Consider the following 23,881-nt stretch of genomic DNA (forward strand, 5'->3'; position numbering starts at 1 on the left):
CTCCTCGATTAGGCGGCCATATGGGCTGCGATGGCCGCGGCCAGCGCCAGGGCAATTTCACTGGGGTCTCGTTTTTCTGAGTAGTTCATCAGCTCAGGGTGGCTGGGTACAAAACTGGTATCAAACACCGCTTTTTCAAAATCTGGATGAGCCAGAATCTGCTGGTAATAAGGTGCTGTGGTTTTGACTCCGCGCAAACGCATATCATCGATGGCCCGTTTACCCCGGGCGATCACTTCTTCCCAGGTCAAGGCCCAGCAAATCAGCTTCAGACACATGGAATCGTAATGAGGCGGAATGTCGTAACCGGTGTATATCGCTGTATCTACCCGAACCCCCGGGCCACCCGGCGCGTAGTAATGGGTGATATGACCGAAGCTGGGCAAAAAGTCGTTTTTGGGGTCTTCGGCATTGATACGGAACTGCAAGGCAAAGCCGCGATAACTGATGTCTTGCTGACGATAACTGAGCGGTAAACCCGCAGCGATACGCAGCTGTTCGCGCACAATATCGACGCCGGTAATCTGCTCGGTAATGGTGTGCTCTACCTGAACCCGCGTGTTCATTTCCATGAAATACACCTTGTTGCCGGTCAGCAGGAACTCAACCGTACCGGCATTTTCATAGCCCACCGCAGCGGCGGCCTTGACGGCAAGAGTGCCCACATACTCACGCTGCTCCGGCGTGAGTTGTGGGCTGGGTGCAATCTCAATCAGTTTCTGGTTGCGACGCTGGATCGAACAGTCGCGTTCGTACAGATGTATGACATTTCCCTGGCTGTCGGCCAGAATCTGTACTTCGATATGGCGGGGATTAACGATGCACTTTTCCAGAAATACATCGGCAGAACCAAAGGCCTTGGTCGCTTCGGATATGACTCGGGGGTACTGCTGGCGTAATTCTTCCGGGCTGTCGCAGCGGCGAATCCCCCGACCACCACCACCGGAAGTGGCCTTGATCATCACCGGGTAGCCGACCTCTTCTGCCAGCGTTAACGCTTCGCTAATGTCTGCCAGGTTACCGTCGGAACCGGGCGTAACCGGCACACCCGCCGCCCGCATCGAATCACGGGCCTGGGTTTTGTCACCCATGCCATGAATCACCGCCGATTTGGGGCCAATAAAGGTAACGCCTTTTGCTTCACAAAGGCGGGCAAATTCCGCGTTTTCAGACAAAAAACCGTAACCGGGATGGATGGCATCACAACCGGTCGAGACTGCCAGATTCACCAGTCGCAGAGGGTCCAGATAACCCGCTAACGGATCGTCCCCTAACGAATAGGCTTCGTCCGCTCGTTTGACATGCAGGCCATAACGATCGGGTTCGGTGTAGATGGCAACCGAGCGAATTCCCATTTCGGCGCAAGCGCGCACAATACGCACTGCAATTTCGCCACGGTTGGCGATCAGTACCTTCTTCAACATGAGTCAAGCCTCGAACATGGTTGATGGGTTCACCCTACGACACTCGTATATCAATCCAAAATTGATATTATTTTAGTCAGCCATAAGCTTTACCTTATAGACAAGCTGCAGCTATGGACTCAACAAAACCCGGCAGAACCAGTTCTGTTCAACGATGGTGTCAGCCTCTTCTCTATAGCCGTTACCCTGATGACTGATGACCACCGATTGCCCAACAACAGCCACATCAGCCGCATCACCATGACAGGGCAACCGGCCAGCAGCTTGACCTGACGCAATCAGCCCCGGTCTTGACGTCATAACGGCCTGAATATGAACAAACACATCCACTCATTCAGGCCGGTTCAGGTCATCACCGGAGGCGAGACAGAGAGGAGCAAGAGATAAAAAGCGGAGACAGAACCAACCGCAGAACGGGCAGGTCGCCGCCCTGATTCCGTGCAACTGCATCATAAGCGGGCCATGGTTCAGTTATGACATCGGTAAATTATATTTATGCAAAGTGCTTTCGTAATGGCTAAAAGACATCTCGAAAAATAAAGAAACTGACTATTAAACAAACAATAAAGCCAGCATTTAAAAACGGAAAACCGGTCAACTATTGATTAATAAAATCAGAAACCACCGCTTATAATAATCACCAACAATGGCACCAAAAACAGCAATACCGAAAGAACCAGCAACAAGAACAATGGCCGCCAGCTTTCACCCAGCAGATTCGCGAACTGGATTTTTGCACCCAGGCCAACCATCGCCGTTACCAAAAAAACAGTGGATAATTCTTCTGCCAACCATTTGACCTGATCACCAATAAACCCCAGTGCATTAAGCGTTACAATAGCAGCAAATGCGTATAGGAAACCGGGCAAGCCATTACCATGATCGCTGTTTGATTTCTGCCAAATGGCAATAATCGCAATCACCGGCACCAGCGCCGCAACACGCAACATCTTGGTATAAATGGCAACATCACCCACCGTATCGGAAATGGCGTAACCAGCCCCGGCTACCTGGGCGACATCATGAATGGATATACCGATCAAGACACCGGCACTTTGAGCGTTAATACCCAGCACATCCACCAGAAATGGATAACTGATCATGGCAATACTGCCGATTCCAGTGACGCTGGCAGCAATATAAGGAAGAATCCGGGACGTCCCCTGACGAGCACTCAATACCGCCGCCACTGCCATCGCAGCCGACGCGCCGCAAATAGCCACCGCTGCGCCACCAATCAGCCAGCACTCCGTCGGTAGCCGTAACCAGCGACCAATCACCCAGGCCAACAGAATTGTCAGCGGAACACTCAGACTCACCAACAATACCGGGGTCCAGCCAAGCGCCAGCACCTGATGCAAATCCAGTCTCACTCCCAGCAACACCACCCCCAGTTTCAGAATATTCTGCCGACTGAATTCTATGCCACTGTAGAGTGGAAATTCCCGCGCTGGAGCACCAATAACATAGCCAAGAAAAAGCGCCAGAATCAGTGATGGCACACCCCAAAAAGGCGATGAAAAAACAGCTGCCATACCCAGAGCCAGACAGAGAGCAAAACCAGGAATAATCGAGCCTTGTGAGCTGAGCAGGGTATAAAGTCGGAAACCCACGGAGTGATCCTTAAACAGTGATTTGAGATCCGGTTATTGCAGATATTGTGCCACCCGAAAACATCACCCAATCCGCGCTCCAGCAGCGATATAAACAAGAAAGAAAAAGCCTCAAACAGCGTAAAAAAACGCTGCAAAAAAGAGCAACAACAGTCTGTTTATATTCCAGGCACGGTTAATGCTTCAGTTAATATTCAAACGTATCCGCGGTTCCCTGAACTCATCAACGTACTGGAATATTTTATGCCCGTTACACTACGCCAACTGGAAATTTTTTCGTCGGTCGTCAAAAACGGAAGCTTCAGCGACGCGGCAAAAGAACTCAATCTGTCGCAACCGGCGGTCAGCATGTCGGTCTCGCAACTCGAAAATATTCTGGGAGAGCGGGTCTTTGATCGCGTCGATCGTACTCTGTTACTCAATGATCGAGGCCGGGCCATATTACCCCTGGCGGTTGAGCTGTGCTCCCGCGCCAGTGAAATAGAAACCGGCCCCAATACGCACCTGACACAACAGGTTGGCTCATTAAAAATAGGAGCCAGCTCGACTATTGGCAATTATTTATTACCGGTCATATTGGGAGGGTTTATCAAGCAACATACAAAAGTCAATATTCGCCTGAATTCAAGTAATACGGAACAGGCACTGGAAGACTTATCTTCTTTTAAAATTGATATTGCTTTTATTGAAGGCATCAGTGTCGCTCCGGAATTACAGGCATTTCCCTGGCGACAGGATAATCTGGTTATTGTGGCACATCCGAATCATTCACTAGCAAAACATCCACCGTCCAATGTCCATGATTTACTTGACAAGCCTGACTGGATATTACGTGAATCCGGATCCGGTACCCGTACCATATTCGAGAATTCATTACGTGATCATTTACATGAATTAAAAGTCTATCTTGAATTAGGGCATACCGAAGCGATTAAAACAGCAGTCGCCAGTGGATTGGGCGTCAGTTGCCTGTCGATTACCGCCGTCAAGGCCATGATCGATCACGGTGATCTGGCAGCGGTGGCAGTACCTTTTCTGGATTTGAAACGGAACCTGTATATCGTGGTGCACAAAGACAAATATCGTAGCCGTTTAATGAATGCGTTTTTGCGCTTCTGCGAAGACTGGTCCGCCAATACGGCATAACCCTTTCCGGCAACCCTTTCCCGCCATCACGGCTGACTCAAGTCAGCCCATCCCGGCGCCCGGCCAATCAGCAAAAACTCAGCCGCTGCCGACATAAGATTGTTACTGTCTCCTGTTGTCTCCAGGCACCCATGCTCAGCACAGGCGATGCCTGGCAACGCCTGATGCAGAAAGTGCCCGGCCCAGAATCAATCAGAAATACTCTCCGACCAGCTGGCCAACAGAGCAATCCTGAAAACCGGCCCGTTGGGTCTGGTAATCCACCAGATCACGAATCGCCAGCGTCTTCAGGCCAAATTCTTTAGCCAGTTGCCGCAGGTCACTCTGCCCTGCCATACCACCGTCGTAGTTCATGATTTCGCAGATCACAGCACCTGGCGTCAGACCAGCCAGCTGGGCCAGTTCAACCGAGGCTTCGGTATGACCGGAGCGCTCCAGTACACCACCAGCCCGGGCGCTCAATACCGGCAAATGCCCAGGTGCAATCAGATCACCCGCCTGACTCGCCGGGTCCAGGGCAACTCGTACAGCCTCCGCCCGGTCTGGTGCGGAAATCCCTGTCGTTACACCAACCCTGGCATCCACTGGCATACAAAACGGGGTGGCATGAGCCGTCTGGTTTGCTTCTGGAGCCACCAGCAGAGAAAGCCCCAGTGTCTGGGTACGGGATTCTGGCAGCGCTAAACAGATCAGGCCACGTCCATGAATCGCCATAAAATTAATGGCTTCCGGGGTAGCGTGTTCTGCAGCCACACACAGGTCACCTTCGTTTTCGCGGTCTTCATCATCGGTCAGAATAATGATGTTACCGGCCGCCAATTCCGACAGGGCGGCGCTTAACTTGATGGATGGCATATTGGACATACGTCCTCCTGATAGTCGACCGGCAAGGCCGGAGGTGCCCGGCCGGCCGTTTCAGTGTTCATTAATAGAAGCGGCAGGCAGTACCCGCTGGCACGCCTGACGGTGGCAAACCGCTACGGTCAGGCCGGGCTGTCCAGTCCGGCGTAACGGCCTTGCCAATACAACAACGGCTGCACTTCCTCATTCACCGCCGCATAATCCAGCTGGGCTATGTAGATGGTGTGATCACCGGCTTCGTAGGTCTCGGTAATCACCGCTTCCATCACCGCAGCGCTGTCATTAAACACCAGTGCACCACCCGGACAACGCCGGGTGTCGAGGTCATCAAAACGGCCCGGGTCGGCTGTTTTCCAGGCATATCGATTGGAAATTTCCTGCTGGCTCTCGCTCAACAGACTGACTCCCATACGCTCTGCCTTGCCCAGTAACTGGTCGGTATCACTGCCACGTTTGATACACACCAGCGCCAACGGCGGCTGTGCCGATACCGAGGTAAAGGACGTGGCCGTCATGGCGTGCAGTTGACCGTCGTTCTCCATGGTGATCACCGCCACGCCGGACGCCAGTTGCCGCATCGTGTTGCAAAAAAGTTCGTTGCTTATCATTGCCGTCGCCTCAGTTGGCCAAGAGGTTCTCGCGCAGCGTCGAACCCGTGTATTCGGTGCGGTAACGGCCACGTTTCTGCAGCTCAGGCACGACCATATCGACGAACTCTTCGAAGCAGCCCGGGGTGTAAGTGGCCGCCAACATAAAGCCATCAGCACCGCCTTCATCCATGAATTCTTCCATCTTGTCGGCGATGTCTGTGGGGGTCCCCACCAGAATCGGCATGCCCATGCCTTGTGCGTAATAAAGCGCCGCTTCTTTCACCGTTACCGGTGCGCCGCCCTTGGCGTAAATGATGGATTCAAACAGCCCCTGAATACCCGGGATCTCGATGTTCTGTACGTACTCATCAAGGTCGTAGGTCGAGAAGTCCGGGCCAAAGTGTCCAGACATCCAGGCCAATGCGCCTTCCAGCGGAATACAGGCCTTGATGCGTTCGTACTTGGCTTCGGCTTCTTCCCGTGTCTCGGCGACCACGGTTTGCAGTCCGTAAATCAGTTTGACGCTGCCAGGCGCACGGCCTGTCGCCGCCAAGCGGCTGTTCACGTCGTCGGCATACTCACGCATGCGATCAATATTGGGGTGAACGGCAAAAATAGCTTCCGCATGGCGGGCAGCAAAATCACGTCCTGTCGCCGATGAACCGGCCTGCCACAGTACCGGGCGGCCTTGTGGTGAACGGCAGACAAACGAACGGCCTTTCGACTTGAAAAACTCGCCGTCAAAGTCGATCTCGCGGACTTTGGTCGGGTCGACGTATACGCCGCTTTCCTTGTCAGCAACGATGGCATCCTCATCCCAGGAATCCCACAGTTCGTAACAAAGCTTCAGGTACTCTTCCATCCGTTCATAACGGCGTGAGCGATCGGTCATCGGCTCACCGTACGCATCCCATTCACATTTGGAGTAGGAGCTGACCACGTTCCAGGCCACCCGTCCGCTGGAGAGATGATCAAGGCTCGACAGACGGCGAACCATGGAATAAGGATGTTCAAATGCGGTCGAGAGCGTCACTCCCACACCCAGATGTTTGGTCGCGCCGGTGACGATTGGCACAATGGTTGATGGCTCGTGGGTCGGGCACTGGACGGCGTATTTCACACTCGCATCCGAACTCTGCTCGTAGTTGTTATAGGGCGCCAGCTCGTCTGCAATAAACATGGCATCAAACAGACCCCGCTCCATGGTGCGACCCATGTGTTGCCAGTACTCGGGCTTGCGCCAATCCCAGTTGACCTTGTCGCGGGAGTGTCGCCACATACCTGTTGCATGACTGTTGATGCCATGTTGTACAAAACCGAGCAGGTGTGCTTTTTTCTTGGACATTGTATTTCTCCACTAGCGCTTATTATGAAAAGTATTCAAGCCGTATAAAGAGAGTGAAACGGCTGCATAACCTGTTGAGCGAACTGATGACTGCCACCGACCATGTCTTCAAATTGACACATCAGCACATCCACCCCCGCATCGTTCAATTCACGGAGGCGGGCAGCGATGGTGTCGGTAGACCCCACCAGCCCAATGTCGAAACCACAATTGGAGTCGAGCATTTTTTCCTTGCTCAGTCCTTCCCAAGAGCTGGCACCGGACTCATCCATCGCCGTGCGCAGTTCATCAACCAGCGCGTCATCCCGCTGGCTCTGTAATGCCTGATAACGGGCTTGCGCCTCGTGATCGGTTGCTGCCATCAACACAAAGGCGCTGACAGCAATTTTCAGCGGTGTTGCCTCTGCGGCCTCGGTGCTGCGAATATTCGCAATGGTTTCCCGGAGTTCAGCAATCGGCATGCTGTTCAGGAAAATCGTCTCGCCGTACCGCCGGGCCATGGCCAGGGCAGTCTCGGACTGCCCTCCCACCCAGATCGGTGGCACCGGTTCGAGCTTGTCGACTGGCGGTGCGACTTCGGCACTGAAAAACTCCGCCGCCGCAGTTGCGGTTGTTACTCCCCAGAAACGCTGCAGGCTCTGGCAGTACTCATTCGCACGGCGATAGCGACCAGCATGGTCCAGGTAGTCCACACCGGCCTGTCGGAACTCTTCCGGCCACCAGCCACAGACGATATTGACGGAACAGCGCCCACGACTCATTTGCTGCAGACTGCGGGCCATTTGCGCCGCCACCAGTGGTGAGCAGAAGCCAGGCTTGCTGGCGACAACCAGTTCAATCCGTTGCGTCAAGGTGGCGATGCCAGCGGCAAATATCCATGGGTCAGCCACTTCTGCATCCTTGCCATAAACACAATTCAGCAGATTCTCCGAGCCGTACAGATAATCAAATCCGTCATGTTCCGCCTGAACGGCCAGGCGAGCACACTGCTCAAAGTCGGGTAACGGGCGATGGTTAAGTAATCGCAACCAACCGCCGTACACCGGCAACCACAGACCAAACTTCATGACTACCCCTCAGCGTCGACAAAGAAAGCCACGCCATTCATGGTCGCGGTCACAATGGCAAGAAAAGGCCCGGCATAAATCATTTCAGGCACAAAACCGACCATGGCAATGATGCCGCTGGCGGCCAGGACAGCAGCCAGAATCGCCAGACCATAGTTGCTGTCCTGCTCTTCAGGGATGGCCGTCTCGGCGGTGGCGCGGTGATCTGCCACCGCCCCGGTAACGCCCTTGATATAGCCGGCCACAAAAATGGCCGTCGCTATCAGACACAGAAACAAAGTTACATAAAACAAGATCGACATAGCGGTTTCCTCAGTGGGGTCGTATCAGTTTGCGACGGGATGTCAGGCACGATTGGCGACTTCAACATTGTGATCCAGATCGGCCGTCATGCTCTCAAGCTCATCCATATCGAACTTGACGGGTTTCAGCAGCGCACCCAGTACCACCGTGATACCGCTGATAGAGAGAATCGACAGCGTACCGACCAGCTCGCCGTACATGCTGCGGATGGGCATACCAACCAGGATGGCGAGAATGACACCGGCCACAAAACCGAGGGTGTTGGTTCGCGACCAGAGAATGGCCAGTACCAGCGGAATCAGAATGGAGGTCTTCAATGCGTAGGTCGTCAGTACCAGCGAGGTGAAATCGACCCCGGAGAGCACGATCAGCGCCGCGACACTGCCGCCAACAAACATGGAAGCCTTAGTGATATAGAACAGGGTTTTTTCACCGGTATTGGGGGCAAAGCGTTTGACGATATCAATGGCAACAACAGATGACAGCGCTGCACTGGCACCATCAATGGTGGAGTAACAGGCCGCCAGGATCACCAGCGTATAAGCGATGATCAGCGTCATCGGCAGACCGATATGAGAGATGATATAAGGCCCAACAGCGACAATATCACCACCCAGTTCGGTGGCCGTCAGACCAAAACCAATACCGACCAGACCAAGCATGCCCAGACAGATAGGAATCGGGTAGAACAGCGCCCCGGCCCACAGGAACGTACGTGACACCTGATCCTTGCGTACCGACCAGACTTTCTGCCAGAAGGTTTGATCAGCAACAACCGAAGCCAGCAAGCCAAAGGCCAGCGTGATACCAAAGCCCGCCGCGGCAGCGGAGTCGGTGATCGACAGATTGATTTCATCCGCCTCGCCGACAGCGGCAAAGACCGTATCAACCCCACCAGGAATCAGATCAAAGACTGCCACAATCACCAGCGCCGCAGGCACTGTAATCATCCAGGTGTTGATCGTGCCCGTCATAACGGCTGTCCAGAGCCCGCCAAAGAATGAATACGCCATCACCACACAGACAGTGACAACCGTGGCCACGCGCCAGTCGATCGAAAACACCGTCGACATCACAACCGAGGTGCCTTTGAGGTTGATCAGGATCTCCAGCAGGATGCCAAAAATCATCGTCATGGTGACCACACTGGCAGCCGCCTGGGAACGACCAAAGCGGTTATAGGCAAACTGGCTAATGGTATAGCCGTCCGGCATCCGCTTGCGCAGAATACGCGCCAGAGGAATCATCACCATCAATGCCAGGCCGTTGGGAACCACAAACCAGAACAGCCCCGACAGGCCCCACTGGAACGTCATCGCTGAACTCATCATCACGGCCATGGCCCAGGTCCAGACCGAAATCACCGACCCAACGCCAAAGCCCAGGCCAATGCGGCGATTAGAGGAAATAAAATCATGTGTGTTTCTGATCAGCGTTCGCTTGATCAAGTAAGCAAGGGCCAGAAAGACCAGCCCCAGTCCGATCATAAGTGCAAAGCCAAGGCCCGGTGTGAGCCCTTCAGTTAGCTGTAGCGCCGACTTGTCCATACATAGGTTCCTCAAGTGGAGTTCGGGATACGCCCGAAGGCGCTCTGAGGGGGATAAAGCAACAGCTATGCCATGACTTCAAATGGCTTAAAAACGGCCCTTATTTCTGTTTTTTATATACTTATCACCATTATGAATATCAAATCCCGCCCTGCTTCCGTGCAGTTGCATCATAAAATAGCCATTGAAAACTTATCTTTTATATAAGTTTTCCTTATGGGAAGGCGATTCTGCGGCCATTCAGGTCCCTTGGTACAACCCACTCATCGAAACGCTAAAACAGGCTCGAAACCCGTCTTACAATCGGATTATTGTGATCTAATCGAAGCCTCTGAATAGTTTTTATACCTATAGATTATTGATAGTATTTAATTTTCGACCATAAAAAATGAATTTTTCAGTGATTTAATTTAATGTAATTTCAGTGTCCATTCTGCCAATCATCCACATAAGCCTCCGTTCATTGCCCCGTCGGTGTATTTTTACGGTATTTGGCCACCATCCGACGCAACAAAATCCCTGCTATCGCTCACGAACTTGAACGAATGTTCAATAATGGCGCACTCACCAACGGACTGATAACGGAGTCTGATAAACGACGCATTGGCCTCTGCCATGGCTGTTTATCTGAGGTCTGGCAGCGGCCGTTTTCCCTTTCCCGCAGTCGCTGAAGCGTCCCGACCAGAATGCTCAACACCCACAGCGCCGAAACCCGCGATAACGCCAACAAACGATAATCAGCTCATTTCCAGACACTTGAACGAGCAACCTTAGATAACGCCGCGTTTTACCTTATAGTCGGCTTTTTTGTATTGAGTCTGGTATGCCAAATTCTGTTCAACAACTGATCAGTCGCCTGTCTTTCCGGCAGCTGCAAGTGTTCCGTGCCGTCTATCGCCACCGCAACTACAGCAAAGCCGGAGAACAACTGGGACTGACTCAACCCGCGGTCAGCTCACAGGTCAGGCAGCTGGAACTGGCGCTGAAACAACCGGTGTTCGAATACGTCGGCCGCAAACTGTTCTGCACCGCCGCCGGGGAGCAGTTGGCCTCCTGCATTGAAGTGATTTTTGAAGAGCTGGGCACCTTGCAGAACCAGCTGGTTATCATGGGTAACCAGGTGGCCGGGGATCTCAACATTGCCGCCGTGGATACCGCCCACTGCATACTGCCGTATCTGTTAAAGGATTTTATGCCACGCCACCCGCAGGTACAGGTGCACGCCCGGATGGTGACCCGTTCCGAGTCGTTACAGCGTCTGGCCGATTACACCGACCATCTGGTGATTATGGGCATGGCTCCAGTCGACAAAACCCTCGCCACCCTGCCATTTCTGGATAACGAGCTGATTCCACTGGTGGCCCCCGGCCATCCACTGCTGTCTCAGCCAGACGTGCGTGTGCAGGACTTTCTCGACCATGGACTGATTGTCGGGGAGCAGGAATCCGGCACCCACCAGGCTCTGACATGCTGGAGTCAACAATGCCGGATACCACTACAACCCGTGATGCAGATCGACTCCAACGAAGGCCTGAAACACGCCGTCATGGCCGGTCTCGGCGTCACCGTACTGCCGAAGCTGACGGTGCTGTCGGAACTGCATGATGGCAGCCTGCAACAGCTGCCACTCGATGGCTTTCCGCTGCGCCGCTCCTGGTGTCTGGTCTATCTCAGCGACAAGCAGCCCAACCCGGCCATGCGGGCATTTGTCGATTTTATTCAGGACAATATCCAGACGATCGAGCAACAGTTTGCCCGCCGCGCCGCGATGATCACGACCAGCCGCCAGCCAAGCAATGACGCTTAATCACGACTATCCTGTCATCACACCTTGTCACAACCGCCACCGCACAACAGGTATCACCCATGCCAGAATTAATGACTTCATACAGCCTGACGTTTCAGGCCCTGATGCTGATTTTTGCCACTCTACTGGTACAAAATCTGGTCGCCACCATGGCGCACCGCAAACAGGGGCGCTACACCCCCGGAATTGTTGACCCGCAGTTGAGCCATGGCTCGTTTGTGTTTCGCAGTCACCGCACCTTTATCAACTCACTGGAGAATCTGCCACTGCTGCTGGGGCCAGCCCTGATCGGCATATTGAGTGGCTTTGATGCCCTCAAACTGGGGGTCATGTGCTCCATTTATGCCGCCACCCGGCTGATTCACATGGGGCTGTATTACGCCATTGCCACCGAGCGAAACCCCAGTCCGCGCAGTTATTTTTATATGGTCGGTTTGCTGGTCAGCATCGTCCAGCTGGTAATGGTACTGATACACGTGCTACGCCTGCCCTGAGCAACCCCGGCAGCCGGGGCTATGACAACAGTGTGTACCACCGCCAGTGCTGTTGTCGTGCCGGAGAACCTGCCAGCATAACCGGCTGATAAAACATGAGGTTTGTATGTCGGTACTTGAATCGATTCCGTTGTCATTGCTGGAGCTGGCCACGGTGCCGCAAGGCGCTGATATTCCCCAGACGCTGCAGCATATGCTGGAGCATGCACGTCACGCCGACCAGCTGGGTTTCAAACGCCTGTGGCTGGCGGAGCATCACAATATGGCCGGTATTGCCAGTTCAGCCACTGCCGTGCTGGTTGGCCAGGTTGCCGCCCATACCCGACAGCTCAGAGTCGGTTCTGGCGGCATCATGCTACCCAACCATCCACCGCTGGTGATTGCCGAGCAGTTCGGCACCCTGGCATCGCTGTACCCGGATCGCATCGACCTCGGTTTGGGTCGGGCACCAGGTACCGACGCCATCACCAGCCGGGCATTACGTCGTGACGAGCGGCGAGCGGATCATTTCCCTGCCGAAGTCGCCGAGCTGCAACGACTGTTAGGTAAAAGCACTGGAGGCCACGCCGTCCATGCCTACCCCGGCAGTGATACCAAGGTACCGATCTGGCTGCTGGGATCCAGTTTGTTCAGCGCCCAGCTGGCCGCACACCGAGGCTTGCCTTACGCCTTCGCCGCGCACTTTGCCCCTCGCTATCTACACGAAGCGCTGGCCTTGTATCGGCGGGAGTTTCAACCATCAGAGCAACTGGCCAAACCGTACGCCATTGCCACGCTGCCGTTGATTGCCGCAGCAACCGACCAGCAGGCCCAGTATCTGGCCACCAGCAGTCAGCAACGGGTGATCGCCCTGATGACAGGACAACCCTTGTTTTTACCGCCACCCACCAGAAATATGGATGCCCTGTGGGATCTTCCGATGCAAGCGCAAGTGCAGTCTTTTCTGGCCATGGCTGTCGTCGGTGGGCCAGCAACACTGGCATTCAAACTGGCGTCGCTGGTACAGGAGCTGGAGGTGGATGAGTTGATGTTCACCAACGATATTTATGATCGCCAACAGCGGCTGGATGCACTGGATATTGTGATGGCAGCAACGCGAGGCTGATCACGGTATGACGCAAGGCGAGGGATTACGCTGCCGTGCTCGCAACCCGCTACCAAACGCCAACCCTGATTGATCTTGGGCACGACCCCTTTGGCCAACAGCAACTGAGCGACCTGTCAGACCGATTCCTGTCTGATCAACCACTGTCTTACATCGCAGACTACTACCTTTATCAGGGAGCTGACCCCCGTGACGCCAAACCGGCTGCAAACAACACAACCGATAAAGCGTGGCATGCCGAAATGGCCAGACGAGCCAGGTTGATTGGCGGCCGCGTGGAATCGCAAGTCAATAACTGGCTGACCCGCCATGCACATTGATATGCGCATTAAATCACTCGATCAGCCACCGGCACGAACTCAATAACCCTTGGCGATATCGACCAGGTGCCGCAACGGCTGACCGGCCAGCTGGCGGTAGCCGTTCTCGACCAGCTGCGCCAGCATTACCTGGCCAGAAGCCGACGATGCCATATGCGGCGTCACGATCACGCCGGCTTGATCCCAGAGAGGGTTGCCTTTCGGCAACGGCTCCTGCGCAAACACGTCCAGCACAGCAGCTCGCAAATGGCCGCTGCTCAAGGCATCGATCAGGTCTTGCTCATTCAGGTGCTCGCCGCGGCCGCAGTTCATCACTACCGCGCCCGGCGGTAATTCAGCAAACAGCGAAGCATCCAGAATCGCCTCGGTTGCCGTGGTCAGTGGCAGCAAATTAACCAGCAGGTCACAGCTGGATAAAAACGTTCCTCGCTCAGCCTCTCCTGCGTAACAATGCACTTGCTCAATCTGCTTGCGACTGCCTGCCCAGCCAGAAACAGGATAACCAAGCCCGGCCAGCCTGGCCGCGATAAATCCCCCCAACTGCCCCAGGCCCATCACACCGATCCGCATACGACCAGCCTGGCGCTGCGGATGTAATTGCCAGATCTTGGCCTGCTGGTTGCTCAAGGCCAGATCAAAATCGCGCTGATGATGCAATACACCCCATAACACATATTCCAGCATGCCTTGCTGTTGCCCTTCATCAACGACTCGGGATACGGGCAAGCCGCTGTGCATCAGTATGTCGCCCAGATGATCAACCCCTGCCGATACAGCTTGCAGCAGCTGCAACCCGGGACAACGCTGCAACAAATCCACCGGTGGATGCCAACACGCCGCCACCTGGGCATGCCGGGCAGCCGGATCGTCCGGCGTACACACCGCAACCTGTGGATACTCTGTGGCCATCAGCGCCATCAAGCGGGCACTGAATGCCGGGTTATTGGTGGCAAACACAATGTTCAGATCAGAAGAGGAAGCCGGCGTAAGAGCGGGAGTGAGGGTGTCTGTATTCATCAGCGGCCATGATTGTCCAAGAATTCGATGCAATCCAGCTTACGCAACTCAGTTGCGCAAACCAACCAATGCGGATTGTTGAAGACGAAAACGGCTGAAGACAAAACAAGCACCACTGGCAGCACGTTTTTATTCACCAGCGGCGGGAATAACTGCAACAATTAATGGTCAACCGGTCGCATCAAGAAATGCCAACACTTCGTCGGATTGCCTCTGTTGCCAAAGACGGCTTTACTGACGGTGATAATAATAGTCCGGGCGCGACCGTCGACCCGGATCCAACCGCCACTGTGGAGAGACTCTTATGACGGATGCACGGCAGCAGCCCGCTCAATACCCCACCCCGATACACCACCCGCACGACATCTGGCAGCTGGATGCAGAATATGTCACTCCGGGGGTCGCCAGTGTCTATATCATCCAACAGGAAGACCGCCTGGCCATTGTCGAAACCGGTACCTGCCATACCGTTCCTCATATACTGGAGCAGATCCATCAGCTCGGCCTGACCCCGGCCCACGTCGATTATGTGATCCCGACGCATGTTCACCTCGACCATGCCGCCGGTGCCGGACACCTGATGGCCTGGTGCCCCAATGCCCAACTGGTGATTCACCCCCGCGGGGCAGCCCATATGATCGACCCCGGCAAACTGGAAGCCGGAACCCGGGCGGTGTATGGCGCCGAAAAATACGAGCAACTTTATGGCTCGCTGTTGCCGATTGCCGCAGAGCGGGTGACTCAGGCCAGCGATGGTTTCACGCTGGACTTCAACGGTCGCACCTTTACCTTTCTGGATACACAGGGTCACGCCAAGCATCACTTTTGCGTCCACGACAGCGCCAGCAACAGCATCTTCAGTGGCGACACCTTTGGTATTTCCTATCGCGCGTTCGATGCCGACGATGGCCAGAATCTACTGTTTGTAACCACCACCCCGGTGCACTTTGATCCACCCGCGTTGCGTGCCAGCATCGAACGGCTGGCAGGGCTCAAGCCCGAGCGTATTTACCTCACTCACTACGGCCCGATTGTTCCCCACGCTGACAACGTCAGCCAGTTGCTGCAATCCCTCGATGCCTTTGTTGCCATCGCCCGGCAGGAAATCGCGCCGCCCGAAGGCCGCAGCGACCGAATCCAGCAGCGCATGATGGCATACCTGCTGGCGCAGCTGGAAACAATCAACCCCGCCGCCGACCTGGATCAGGCTCGCCACTGGCTCAGCATGGACGTCAACCTCAACACCCAGGGCATTGAGGTGTGGTTGCAACGACAGGCGTCATAACCGCTGGCGCTCCGGAGATGCTTGCCGAGCGCGCGACGACGGAGCGTATCAACCCTGTTGCAGGATTTTTGCCGTATCGCGCTCCCGCACGTTATCCAGATAACGGCGACAGGCGCTATCCGGGGCCAGCAACCCCCCCTGTTCATCCAACGGTGGCACATTGACAAGATAATCCAGAAACGGCGTCAGCAAGCTGTCGGCCATGCTGTACTGCTCACCGGCAATCCAGCGTGACGCCGCTAGCTGGCGCTCGATCACTGCCAGAAACTCACGGACTCGCGGCAGATTACCCCGTATCACATCCAGACGCGGCCGGCCGTTGTCACCCTGGGGAAACACCAGCTCCAGCATAAAGCCGTCCATGGTGTAGAGCCGTCCATAAATCGCGATCGCTCCGGTCCAGCGCAGCACCGTCGCCCGCTGCTGGCTCGACAACGCCGCCAGGCGCCCAGAAGCACCAGCCAGATCATCCAGATAGGTACAAATAGCCGTTACTTCCGGCAGACTGAAATCGCCGTCCAGCAAGATCGGGAATTTCCCAAACGGATTGAGCGCCAGATGATCCGGGGAATACGGGGCAATCGGGTTGCCCGCCGGGGCCATGCCAAATGCCAGCGGCAATCCCAGTTCATGGGCATACAAACGAACCGCACGAACATACGGACTGATGGCCGGACCAAAAAGATACAATGAACTCATATTAAAAGACTCCGCAGCAAAAATGGGCCATTCCTGATTCTGAGATGGCCTGACGCACTGTATGCCGCCCAACAATATGTTCAACAACATATTCTGGCAAACCGGCACGATGGCCTGGAATAAAGGCCACAAAAAAACAGCCACTGTATTACAACAGTGGCTGTTTGTTTTCTGCTACTGACCGGCCACTGATAGCCTGAATCAGTTCCGGATCAGGTAATCAAACGCTCCCAGTGCGGCGGTGGCCCCGGCACCCATGGAGATGATGATCTGCTTGAACGGCACCGTGGTAACGTCACCGGCCGCCAATATACCAGGCACGCTGGTCTGGCCTTTGGCGTCAATCACGATTTCACCCCGGTTACTCAGTTCCAAAGTGCCTTGCAGGAATTCGCTGTTGGGCACCAGACCAATCTGGACGAAGATACCGGCCACTGTCAGGTCGTGCATCTCGCCGCTGACGCGATCCTTGTATTTCAGGCCTGTCGCCTTGCTGCCATCACCAACCACTTCAGTGGTCATGGCGTTTTTGATGATGGTAACGTTCGGCAGGGATTCTGCTTTTTTCACCAGCACGGCGTCGGCACGCAGGGTGTCGCCAAATTCCAGTACGGTTACGTGTTCAACGATCCCTGCCAGGTCAATCGCGGCTTCGATACCGGAGTTACCACCACCAATAACGGCAGTTGGCTTGCCTTTGAACAGCGGGCCGTCACAGTGCGGGCAGAAGGCCACCCCTTTGGTTTTGTACTGCTCTTCACCCGGTACGTTCATTTCTCTCCAGCGTGCACCAGTCGCCAGAATCACGGCTTTGCTGGTCAGGATGGCACCGTTTTCCAGTTCAATCTGTTTCAGTGTCTGGCCGTCGACTTCGATCTCACGAATCGCTTTGGCACGCTGGTTGGTCATCACATCGATATCGTAATCCTTGACGTGCTCTTCCAGGCCAGCCACCAATTTCGGGCCATCGGTGGCTTTTACCGAGATAAAGTTTTCGATCGCCAGTGTATCCATGACTTGCCCGCCAAAACGTTCAGCCACAATACCGGTGCGGATGCCTTTACGGGCAGTGTAAATCGCCGCTGAAGCACCCGCAGGGCCACCACCGACCACCAGCACGTCGAACTGTTCCTTGGCGGAAATTTCGGCGGCTTTTTTGGCGTCGGCGTCATCGTCCACCTTGTTGAGGATCTCTTCCAGCGTCATGCGACCGTTGCCAAAAGGTTCGCCGTTCAGCATCAAAGTTGGTACCGCCATTATACCCACGGTTTCCACTTCTTGCGGGAACACACCACCGTCGATCATGGTGGCACGCACGTTCGGGTTCAGTACCGCCATCAGGTTGATGGCCTGGACGACATCCGGGCAGTTGTGGCAAGACAAGGATATGTACACTTCAAAGTCCAGTGGCTTGTTCAGGCCTTTGACTTGCTCCAGCAACTCAGGTGCCGCTTTACTTGGGTGACCGCCCGCTTGCAGCAGCGCCAGTACCAGTGAAGTGAACTCGTGCCCCATTGGCACACCGGCAAAGGTGACTCGGGCCGCTTCGCCTTCCGGGCCAACCGTCATGCGTGGTGTACGACCACTGTCACCAGAGACGATTTTCAGGGCAACCTTGTCGGACAGGTCGGCAATATCACGACCCAAACTTTCCAGCTCGGTGGATTTGTCGTTGCCTTCTTTGGTGTAGACAGTCAGCTCAATCGGACGAACGATGTTTTGGAGATAAGCGCCCAATTGCTGTTTCATGTTTGCGTCAAGCATGATGGTTTCCTTATTTCGTTGATTTCGTTCAGGCTGCTGCAACGACGGCATGAACGCCTTTATTCAAGATACGAGACTATGATAGCCCTGCCCCCATGATTATATAAATCAATCTTTTCTAACTATTCGATAGCTTAAAGCTAAAAATAAAAACAAAAAATATCTGATTGTCATTGTGTCCCCGGACTGACAGACCTCGCTTGAGTCGTATCAATGTCCGGCCGGGTTAGTGGCTGACTGGGTTGTTTGTAGGGCTGTTACGGCTCTGGTTTTACTGTGGCTACAAACGCAAACAGCCCCGTCTAAAGACGAGGCTGTTCACAACAGTGGAGCAGCCGCGGATGCTCCCTTTTATCTTATCTGCCCAAAATTCAGATCAGATTTTGCCAACCAGATCCAGTGAAGGAGCCAGTGTGGCTTCGCCTTCTTTCCACTTGGCCGGGCAAACTTCACCTGGGTGAGCCGCGACGTATTGAGCCGCTTTGATTTTGCGCATCAGGTCGTCGGCATCACGGCCAATACCTTCAGCGGTCACTTCCATGGCTTGAATCACACCTTCTGGATCGATCAGGAAAGTGGCACGGTCTGCCAGGCCTTGACCTTCACGCAGTACACCGAAGTTGCTGGTGATAGTGGCCGTCTGGTCGCCTACCATGTAGTAGTTGATGGTGCCAATCGCATCTGAAGTGTCGTGCCATGCTTTGTGGCAGAAGTGGGTATCCGTCGAAACAGAGAACACTTCAACACCCATGGATTGCAGTTCTTCGTATTTGCTGGCCAGGTCTTCCAGTTCAGTCGGGCAAACAAAGGTGAAGTCAGCTGGGTAGAAGAAAAAGACAGCCCATTTACCCAGAACGTCGGCTTCGGTGATGTCGACGAATTCGCCTTGTTTAAAGGCAGTAGCAGAGAATGGTTTGATAGCAGTATTGATCATAGTGGTCACTCCAGTGAGTTTGAGTCAGAGAATATATCCGGGAACGAGATCTATAATGCGCCGCTCCACGCCATAGGTTAAATTAATCTTTTTAAATAGGCCTATAGCCAATAGCCATCGAACGATATCGCTATTGAGACGAGCCGAATGAAAGCCAGCAGGCAGCCGGCTGGATTAACTCGAACACAATTGTGAGTCAGGTAAAGGCAGGCCCAGACCAGACACGACCGACGCTTACGGTAATGTCTGGCCATCCGGGCAAGAAATCAATGAGTCAGATCAGCAATATGCCTGAACCAGGCCAGATATTGCGGATACCCCCCTGCACAGACAAAATTAACCTGCAGCGGATCGGCCGGATCACTCAAGCCCGCCACTGCTTGCCAGTACGACTCATGATCAGCCGGGTGCTGCTGCAGGGCGTCAACATCCACACTCGGGCGAATCACCTCACCGCCACTGCTATCGACCAGCAAGACTACGTTATCGGATTCGAACTGACGGCCGAGATCCTGCACCAGGGTCAGGAAGCCCCGGTCACTGCCACCCCGTTGCCATTCATCCCCCACCCGATGGGAGGTGATGGTGTCACCCACGCCGATAATGCGGGGCATCTGGGCCGGATCAAACGCTTCCCTGGATAAAGCCAGCAGTGCGGCATGGGAGCCTGGTGCGCTACGGGCGCTGAAATCTTCTCCCAGTGGATACACCCCGGTTTTGGCAGCGTAATACTGATTCAGTAATACCAGCACTCCGGACTCCTTTACTGCACCGGTCAGCATGAACTGGAAATCCGTGGTTCCCCAGCTGTTACCATCGGCCGGTTTAATCCGCTCTTGCCCGGTTACCGGATCGGTTCCCAGGTTTGGGGCATAGTGGATAAAGAAAGAATCACCCATGCCTTGTGCTTGCGCCTCTAGCAGCAATTTGGCCATAAAAGACTGCAAATCGTGTTGCAGCCGCGTCACGCTACTGACCGAACCGAGTACGGCACATAACAGGTTGGCATTAATCGTCGGCGAAGCGCGGTTATCCAGCACGACGGCGTCTGCCAGCAAGTGGATGTTTTCCTTGGCGAGGTTGTAGGGAGTATTGCCCAGTAAATTGATCAGAAAATAGCGGGCTTTCACTGGTATTTGCAGCAAGAAGGCCATTTCTGCCGAGCTGACACCGGGGTGAGTGACTTTGCCAAAGCGATCCTGTAACTGGACGCCACCGGCACCCAGGCCCGGCAAATACAAACCTTGCTGCTCGGCTGTTGAGTCTCCTAACGCCCGATCAACAATCGGATTGACCCCTCGTTTGCCGATGTGTTCGCCATTGGTGAGCACGTAGAAATGCCCGGCCTGTTGGCGTACAGCCTGGATATAAGCAGGATCCATCGTGCGGCTCAGCGGGTCGTTAACCAACCCCATACACACACCGTCCAGATCCTGAATGATCAGATAATCGCGTTCTGCCGCCAGGGCATCAGCGAGCGGAGAAGTATCGGTGTGCCATTGATACGAAGAAAGATCCGGGGACATACAGGCTCCATCGTTGCTGGTTTTTCAGACAACGACCATACCATTCCTGATCTGCTTTGGCTCTGCTGCGACCAGAGCCAGACCAGCCTTGATCAGACGCGGGAGGCCGCGCCGTCGTTCGCCATGGCCGCCGGCGGCATGGACTCCAGATGCAAGGTGCGTGTCGGGAAGGCACAGTCAGCTCCTTCAGCATGGATGATACGGATCATCTCCAGCATCACTGCCTGCTTGACCTTGTGGTAGGTGCTCCAGTCGGTGGTTTTGGTAAAACAGTACACAAAGAAATCCAGACTGGAGGCACCAAAACTGTTGAAGTTCACCATGATCATTTGATCGGTATCGATATCCGGATGTGCTCGTAACATGGTATCGATCTTGTACAACACATTATCCAGCAAGTGGGAGTCCTGATAACGCAAGCCGATGGTTTCATAGATACGGCGATTCAGCATCCGTGACGGGTTTTCCACCGCAATACTGGTAAATACCGAGTTAGGTACATACAAGGGGCGTTTGTCGAAGGTGCGAATACAGGTAACCCGAAAGCCGATGTGCTCCACCGTACCTTCGATATTGCGATCCGGGGAACGGATCCAGTCTCCTACTTTGAAGGGGCGATCCATATACACCACGATCGAACCAAAAAAGTTAGCCAACAAGTCCTTGGCCGCCAGGCCAACCACCAGCCCGCCGACCCCACCGAACGCCAGCAAGCCAGAAATGGTAATCCCCAGCGACTGGAATACCGGCATCATGATCAATATCGTGACGGCGACCTTGGCCAGCTTGCCGACCAACTGAATCGTGGTTGGATCGGCTCCCCGTACAATCTGCCGCTGCTCTACCTGGTTAATCAGCCGCCAGATTCCCCAGGCCACCAGGATAATCAACGACAGCTGCCGCACCACCGGCACGCTGGTCATGACATCCAGCTGAAAGTTACGGGTAGTAATATCGGCCACCCAGGTGGCGCCAATGGCAATAATGATCCAGTTCACCGGCACCGCAATGGCATTCAGCAGCACATCATCCCACTGATTATTACTATGAGCTGCCAGCCGAGCCAGACGCTTGCGCACAATACGCCAGACAAAAGCAGCCACCACCATAATCGTCAGGGCAATGGAGACATCCCAGAACCAGTCATAATTCTGGCTGACCAGGTCATGCCACCAATCTGGCAGTGTAAAAACGAAATCGGACATAAATCGATCCTTGGCAACAGCAAACGCAACGGAAGTAATAAGCACAAGATCGAGAGAGTAGGGAAAAACCATGAAAGTAACAATTCACTGGTGGAATCCATGGCAGATATTCAGTCGCAGTGATGCCGATATGGTGGCCAATACATGGCTTTATTCCGGTTTGAGCGCAGAGTCGGTGCTACTATCGCCTCAACCGAACATGAATCCGCTTGATTTATGCAACTTGTATTGAGTCTTACACAACCTTGTTCCATAAAAATACATTACCGATCAGCCATATAGCTGATACCCTCCCCGGCCTCTTGTTCCTGATCCTGTTTTCATCTCAAGGTAGTCATTTCATGAAACACCCTCTTTCCGTTGCCATTTTATTAATGGCCAGCTCCTGCTATTCCGTTGCCAGTGAAGCCGCCATGCGCAGCCAGGGCGACTGGTACGGCTATTGGGGCTGGAACAACGCCACCTACTCCGACAGCGATATCCATTTTGAGGGAGACGACTACGACTTTACCCTGCATAACGTCTCCGCCAAGGATCATCAGACCCCGTTCAGCATTGCACAGGTTTTTCACAGCTACCTGAACCCCGGCCGCTTGACGATTCCCCAATACAACTGGCGTTTCGGCTACTTTGTGCAGGATAACTGGTCAGTCTCGCTGGGCTGGGATCATATGAAGTACGTTATGGTCCAGGACCAGACCGTCACCATGACCGGAGTGAACGATCGCGACGGTTTCGAGAAAACCAACCCTGCCGCCGAAGAGGTTGTATTAAGCGGCGACTTCCTCACCTACGAACACACCGATGGCTTTAACCAGATCTCACTGGAAACCGAGGCCTATTTACCGGTATGGCAGTACGGTACGGACAAGGACATTGCCCTGTTTGCCGGTGCGGGTGCGGGCATTATGTACCCGAAAAGTAACGTCAAACTGATGAGTGGCGCGCGTAACGATGAGTGGCATATTGCCGGTTACAGCACGCTGGTGAAAATCGGCGTGGAAGCCAACGTCTGGCGAGGATTGTTTGTGCGCTTTATTGGCAAGTACGGTTACGTCAATATGACCGATGTACTGACCACTCATAGCAGCAGCGACAGGGCCCGTCAAAAAGTGTTCTACGATGAATATATTGGCGCCGTCGGGTATCGGTTCTGAGTCCTCTATTGTATGGATGATCGAGGGTGTTCGCGTTAAAGGTGTCACACAGGGCTGAGGGAAATCATAACCAGGAGAAAAAAGCGTCGTTTCCTGGTTGTCAGAGATCTGCGAATCACACAGCCTCAGCAAAGCTGAGGCTGGACTCGCAACAAATTGCTCGCCCGTGTTGGCGGCGTTCAGGCTGTAGAAAAACCTCCCGAACTATGATCTGACCGGGTTTTGAAATGCAGGAGGCGGTGATGGCTCGTTCAAACACTATGATTACAAGCAAACGTCGATGGTGGTCATTAATTATCAGGATCAGTTGCAGCCAGGTACTTTTGAGCATGCCCTGAATTATCCCTATTTTTTATAAAGAGGCTGAAAAGCTGGGTCTGTCCGCGTTTCACCAGCCTTATCTTTAAAGCCCTGTTTTGTGATACTGTCCCGCACTCAAAAACCCTGTTCTGCGAAACTGTTCCGTTCTTTATAACCTTAGAACAGGCACTGAAAGTGATATGGTATCTGGCTTTTAGACAGCTAAAGCCTGAGAGACCGGAAACACAGAATTAGCCAAGGGTTGCCGATAAAACCGGCAATTAACAATGGAAAATGAGCTAGTGGGTAAATTGATTAGAAATAAATTTTTCTACAGGCTTGTTAGGAATAGAGGGCAGCATGAAGATGCTT

21 protein-coding genes are annotated in these 23,881 nt (G+C 54.0%); 7 read left to right on the forward strand and 14 right to left on the reverse strand.

Annotated features, from left to right (window positions below; genetic code table 11):
* Positions 1-8: 8 nt before the first annotated feature.
* Entirely contained in the window at positions 9-1,424 is a 1,416-nt protein-coding gene (locus tag Q8W32_RS07420; protein ID WP_305414364.1) for an acetyl-CoA carboxylase biotin carboxylase subunit, read from the reverse strand.
* A gap of 614 nt (positions 1,425-2,038) precedes the next feature.
* Positions 2,039-3,037 (reverse strand): YeiH family protein, encoded by a 999-nt coding sequence (locus Q8W32_RS07425; protein ID WP_305414365.1) that lies wholly within the window; start codon positions 3,035-3,037, stop codon positions 2,039-2,041.
* A gap of 243 nt (positions 3,038-3,280) precedes the next feature.
* Between Q8W32_RS07425 and Q8W32_RS07430 the strand changes: the two genes are divergently transcribed.
* Entirely contained in the window at positions 3,281-4,183 is a 903-nt protein-coding gene (locus Q8W32_RS07430) for a LysR substrate-binding domain-containing protein (RefSeq protein WP_303432793.1), read from the forward strand.
* Between the two features lie 192 nt (positions 4,184-4,375).
* Here the strand turns inward: Q8W32_RS07430 and ribB are convergent, their stop codons facing one another.
* The 6 genes from ribB to Q8W32_RS07460 all read right to left on the reverse strand — a co-directional run bounded on the left by ribB (position 4,376) and on the right by Q8W32_RS07460 (position 9,896).
* Positions 4,376-5,047 carry a 3,4-dihydroxy-2-butanone-4-phosphate synthase gene (ribB, locus tag Q8W32_RS07435; protein WP_305414366.1) on the reverse strand — a complete coding sequence of 224 codons (672 nt, stop codon included), beginning with the start codon at positions 5,045-5,047 and terminating at the stop codon, positions 4,376-4,378.
* A gap of 119 nt (positions 5,048-5,166) precedes the next feature.
* Positions 5,167-5,652 (reverse strand): flavin reductase family protein, encoded by a 486-nt coding sequence (locus tag Q8W32_RS07440; RefSeq protein ID WP_305414367.1) that lies wholly within the window; start codon positions 5,650-5,652, stop codon positions 5,167-5,169.
* Between the two features lie 10 nt (positions 5,653-5,662).
* Positions 5,663-6,979, reverse strand: coding sequence for an LLM class flavin-dependent oxidoreductase (locus Q8W32_RS07445; RefSeq protein ID WP_303432790.1), 1,317 nt, complete (start codon positions 6,977-6,979; stop codon positions 5,663-5,665).
* 35 nt (positions 6,980-7,014) lie between these two features.
* A complete protein-coding gene (locus tag Q8W32_RS07450; RefSeq protein ID WP_305414368.1) occupies positions 7,015-8,046 on the reverse strand; it encodes an LLM class flavin-dependent oxidoreductase in 1,032 nt (343 codons plus the stop codon).
* A 2-nt stretch (positions 8,047-8,048) separates the two neighbouring features.
* Complete coding sequence (locus Q8W32_RS07455; RefSeq protein WP_303432788.1) at positions 8,049-8,348, reverse strand: hypothetical protein; 300 nt, start codon at positions 8,346-8,348, stop codon at positions 8,049-8,051.
* A 42-nt stretch (positions 8,349-8,390) separates the two neighbouring features.
* Entirely contained in the window at positions 8,391-9,896 is a 1,506-nt protein-coding gene (locus tag Q8W32_RS07460) for a hypothetical protein (protein WP_303432787.1), read from the reverse strand.
* A gap of 823 nt (positions 9,897-10,719) precedes the next feature.
* On the opposite strand from Q8W32_RS07460, the gene Q8W32_RS07465 reads away from it, so the two are divergent.
* From Q8W32_RS07465 to Q8W32_RS07480, 4 genes are all read left to right on the forward strand, one after another.
* A complete protein-coding gene (locus Q8W32_RS07465) occupies positions 10,720-11,703 on the forward strand; it encodes a LysR family transcriptional regulator (protein ID WP_305414369.1) in 984 nt (327 codons plus the stop codon).
* A 59-nt stretch (positions 11,704-11,762) separates the two neighbouring features.
* Entirely contained in the window at positions 11,763-12,197 is a 435-nt protein-coding gene (locus Q8W32_RS07470; protein ID WP_305414370.1) for an MAPEG family protein, read from the forward strand.
* 106 nt (positions 12,198-12,303) lie between these two features.
* Entirely contained in the window at positions 12,304-13,302 is a 999-nt protein-coding gene (locus tag Q8W32_RS07475; protein WP_305414371.1) for an LLM class flavin-dependent oxidoreductase, read from the forward strand.
* Between the two features lie 35 nt (positions 13,303-13,337).
* Positions 13,338-13,622 carry a hypothetical protein gene (locus Q8W32_RS07480; protein ID WP_305414373.1) on the forward strand — a complete coding sequence of 95 codons (285 nt, stop codon included), beginning with the start codon at positions 13,338-13,340 and terminating at the stop codon, positions 13,620-13,622.
* A 39-nt stretch (positions 13,623-13,661) separates the two neighbouring features.
* Here the strand turns inward: Q8W32_RS07480 and Q8W32_RS07485 are convergent, their stop codons facing one another.
* Positions 13,662-14,639, reverse strand: coding sequence for a glyoxylate/hydroxypyruvate reductase A (locus tag Q8W32_RS07485; protein ID WP_305414374.1), 978 nt, complete (start codon positions 14,637-14,639; stop codon positions 13,662-13,664).
* A gap of 304 nt (positions 14,640-14,943) precedes the next feature.
* On the opposite strand from Q8W32_RS07485, the gene Q8W32_RS07490 reads away from it, so the two are divergent.
* Positions 14,944-15,924, forward strand: coding sequence for an MBL fold metallo-hydrolase (locus tag Q8W32_RS07490; RefSeq protein WP_305414375.1), 981 nt, complete (start codon positions 14,944-14,946; stop codon positions 15,922-15,924).
* Positions 15,925-15,972: 48 nt separating this feature from the next.
* Here Q8W32_RS07490 and Q8W32_RS07495 read toward each other — a convergent pair whose 3' ends face one another.
* The 5 genes from Q8W32_RS07495 to Q8W32_RS07515 form a co-directional block, all read right to left on the reverse strand.
* The gene (locus tag Q8W32_RS07495; RefSeq protein ID WP_305414376.1) at positions 15,973-16,623 is read right to left on the reverse strand and encodes a glutathione S-transferase family protein; all 651 of its coding nucleotides are present in this window, start codon (positions 16,621-16,623) and stop codon (positions 15,973-15,975) included.
* A 201-nt stretch (positions 16,624-16,824) separates the two neighbouring features.
* Positions 16,825-18,387: an alkyl hydroperoxide reductase subunit F gene (ahpF, locus tag Q8W32_RS07500; RefSeq protein WP_305414377.1), complete on the reverse strand. Its 1,563-nt coding sequence runs from the start codon at positions 18,385-18,387 to the stop codon at positions 16,825-16,827.
* Positions 18,388-18,763: 376 nt separating this feature from the next.
* Positions 18,764-19,321 carry an alkyl hydroperoxide reductase subunit C gene (gene ahpC, locus Q8W32_RS07505; protein ID WP_305414378.1) on the reverse strand — a complete coding sequence of 186 codons (558 nt, stop codon included), beginning with the start codon at positions 19,319-19,321 and terminating at the stop codon, positions 18,764-18,766.
* A 266-nt stretch (positions 19,322-19,587) separates the two neighbouring features.
* Positions 19,588-20,847 (reverse strand): glucosylglycerol 3-phosphatase, encoded by a 1,260-nt coding sequence (gene stpA, locus Q8W32_RS07510; RefSeq protein WP_305414379.1) that lies wholly within the window; start codon positions 20,845-20,847, stop codon positions 19,588-19,590.
* A 92-nt stretch (positions 20,848-20,939) separates the two neighbouring features.
* Positions 20,940-22,052, reverse strand: coding sequence for a mechanosensitive ion channel family protein (locus tag Q8W32_RS07515; RefSeq protein WP_305414380.1), 1,113 nt, complete (start codon positions 22,050-22,052; stop codon positions 20,940-20,942).
* A 341-nt stretch (positions 22,053-22,393) separates the two neighbouring features.
* Between Q8W32_RS07515 and Q8W32_RS07520 the strand changes: the two genes are divergently transcribed.
* Positions 22,394-23,209, forward strand: a complete 816-nt coding sequence (locus Q8W32_RS07520) for a hypothetical protein (RefSeq protein ID WP_305414381.1) — start codon at positions 22,394-22,396, stop codon at positions 23,207-23,209.
* Positions 23,210-23,881: the final 672 nt, after the last annotated feature.

The sequence above is a fragment of the Oceanobacter sp. 3_MG-2023 genome (assembly GCF_030688925.1).
Taxonomy (GTDB): Bacteria; Pseudomonadota; Gammaproteobacteria; order Pseudomonadales; family Oceanobacteraceae; genus Oceanobacter.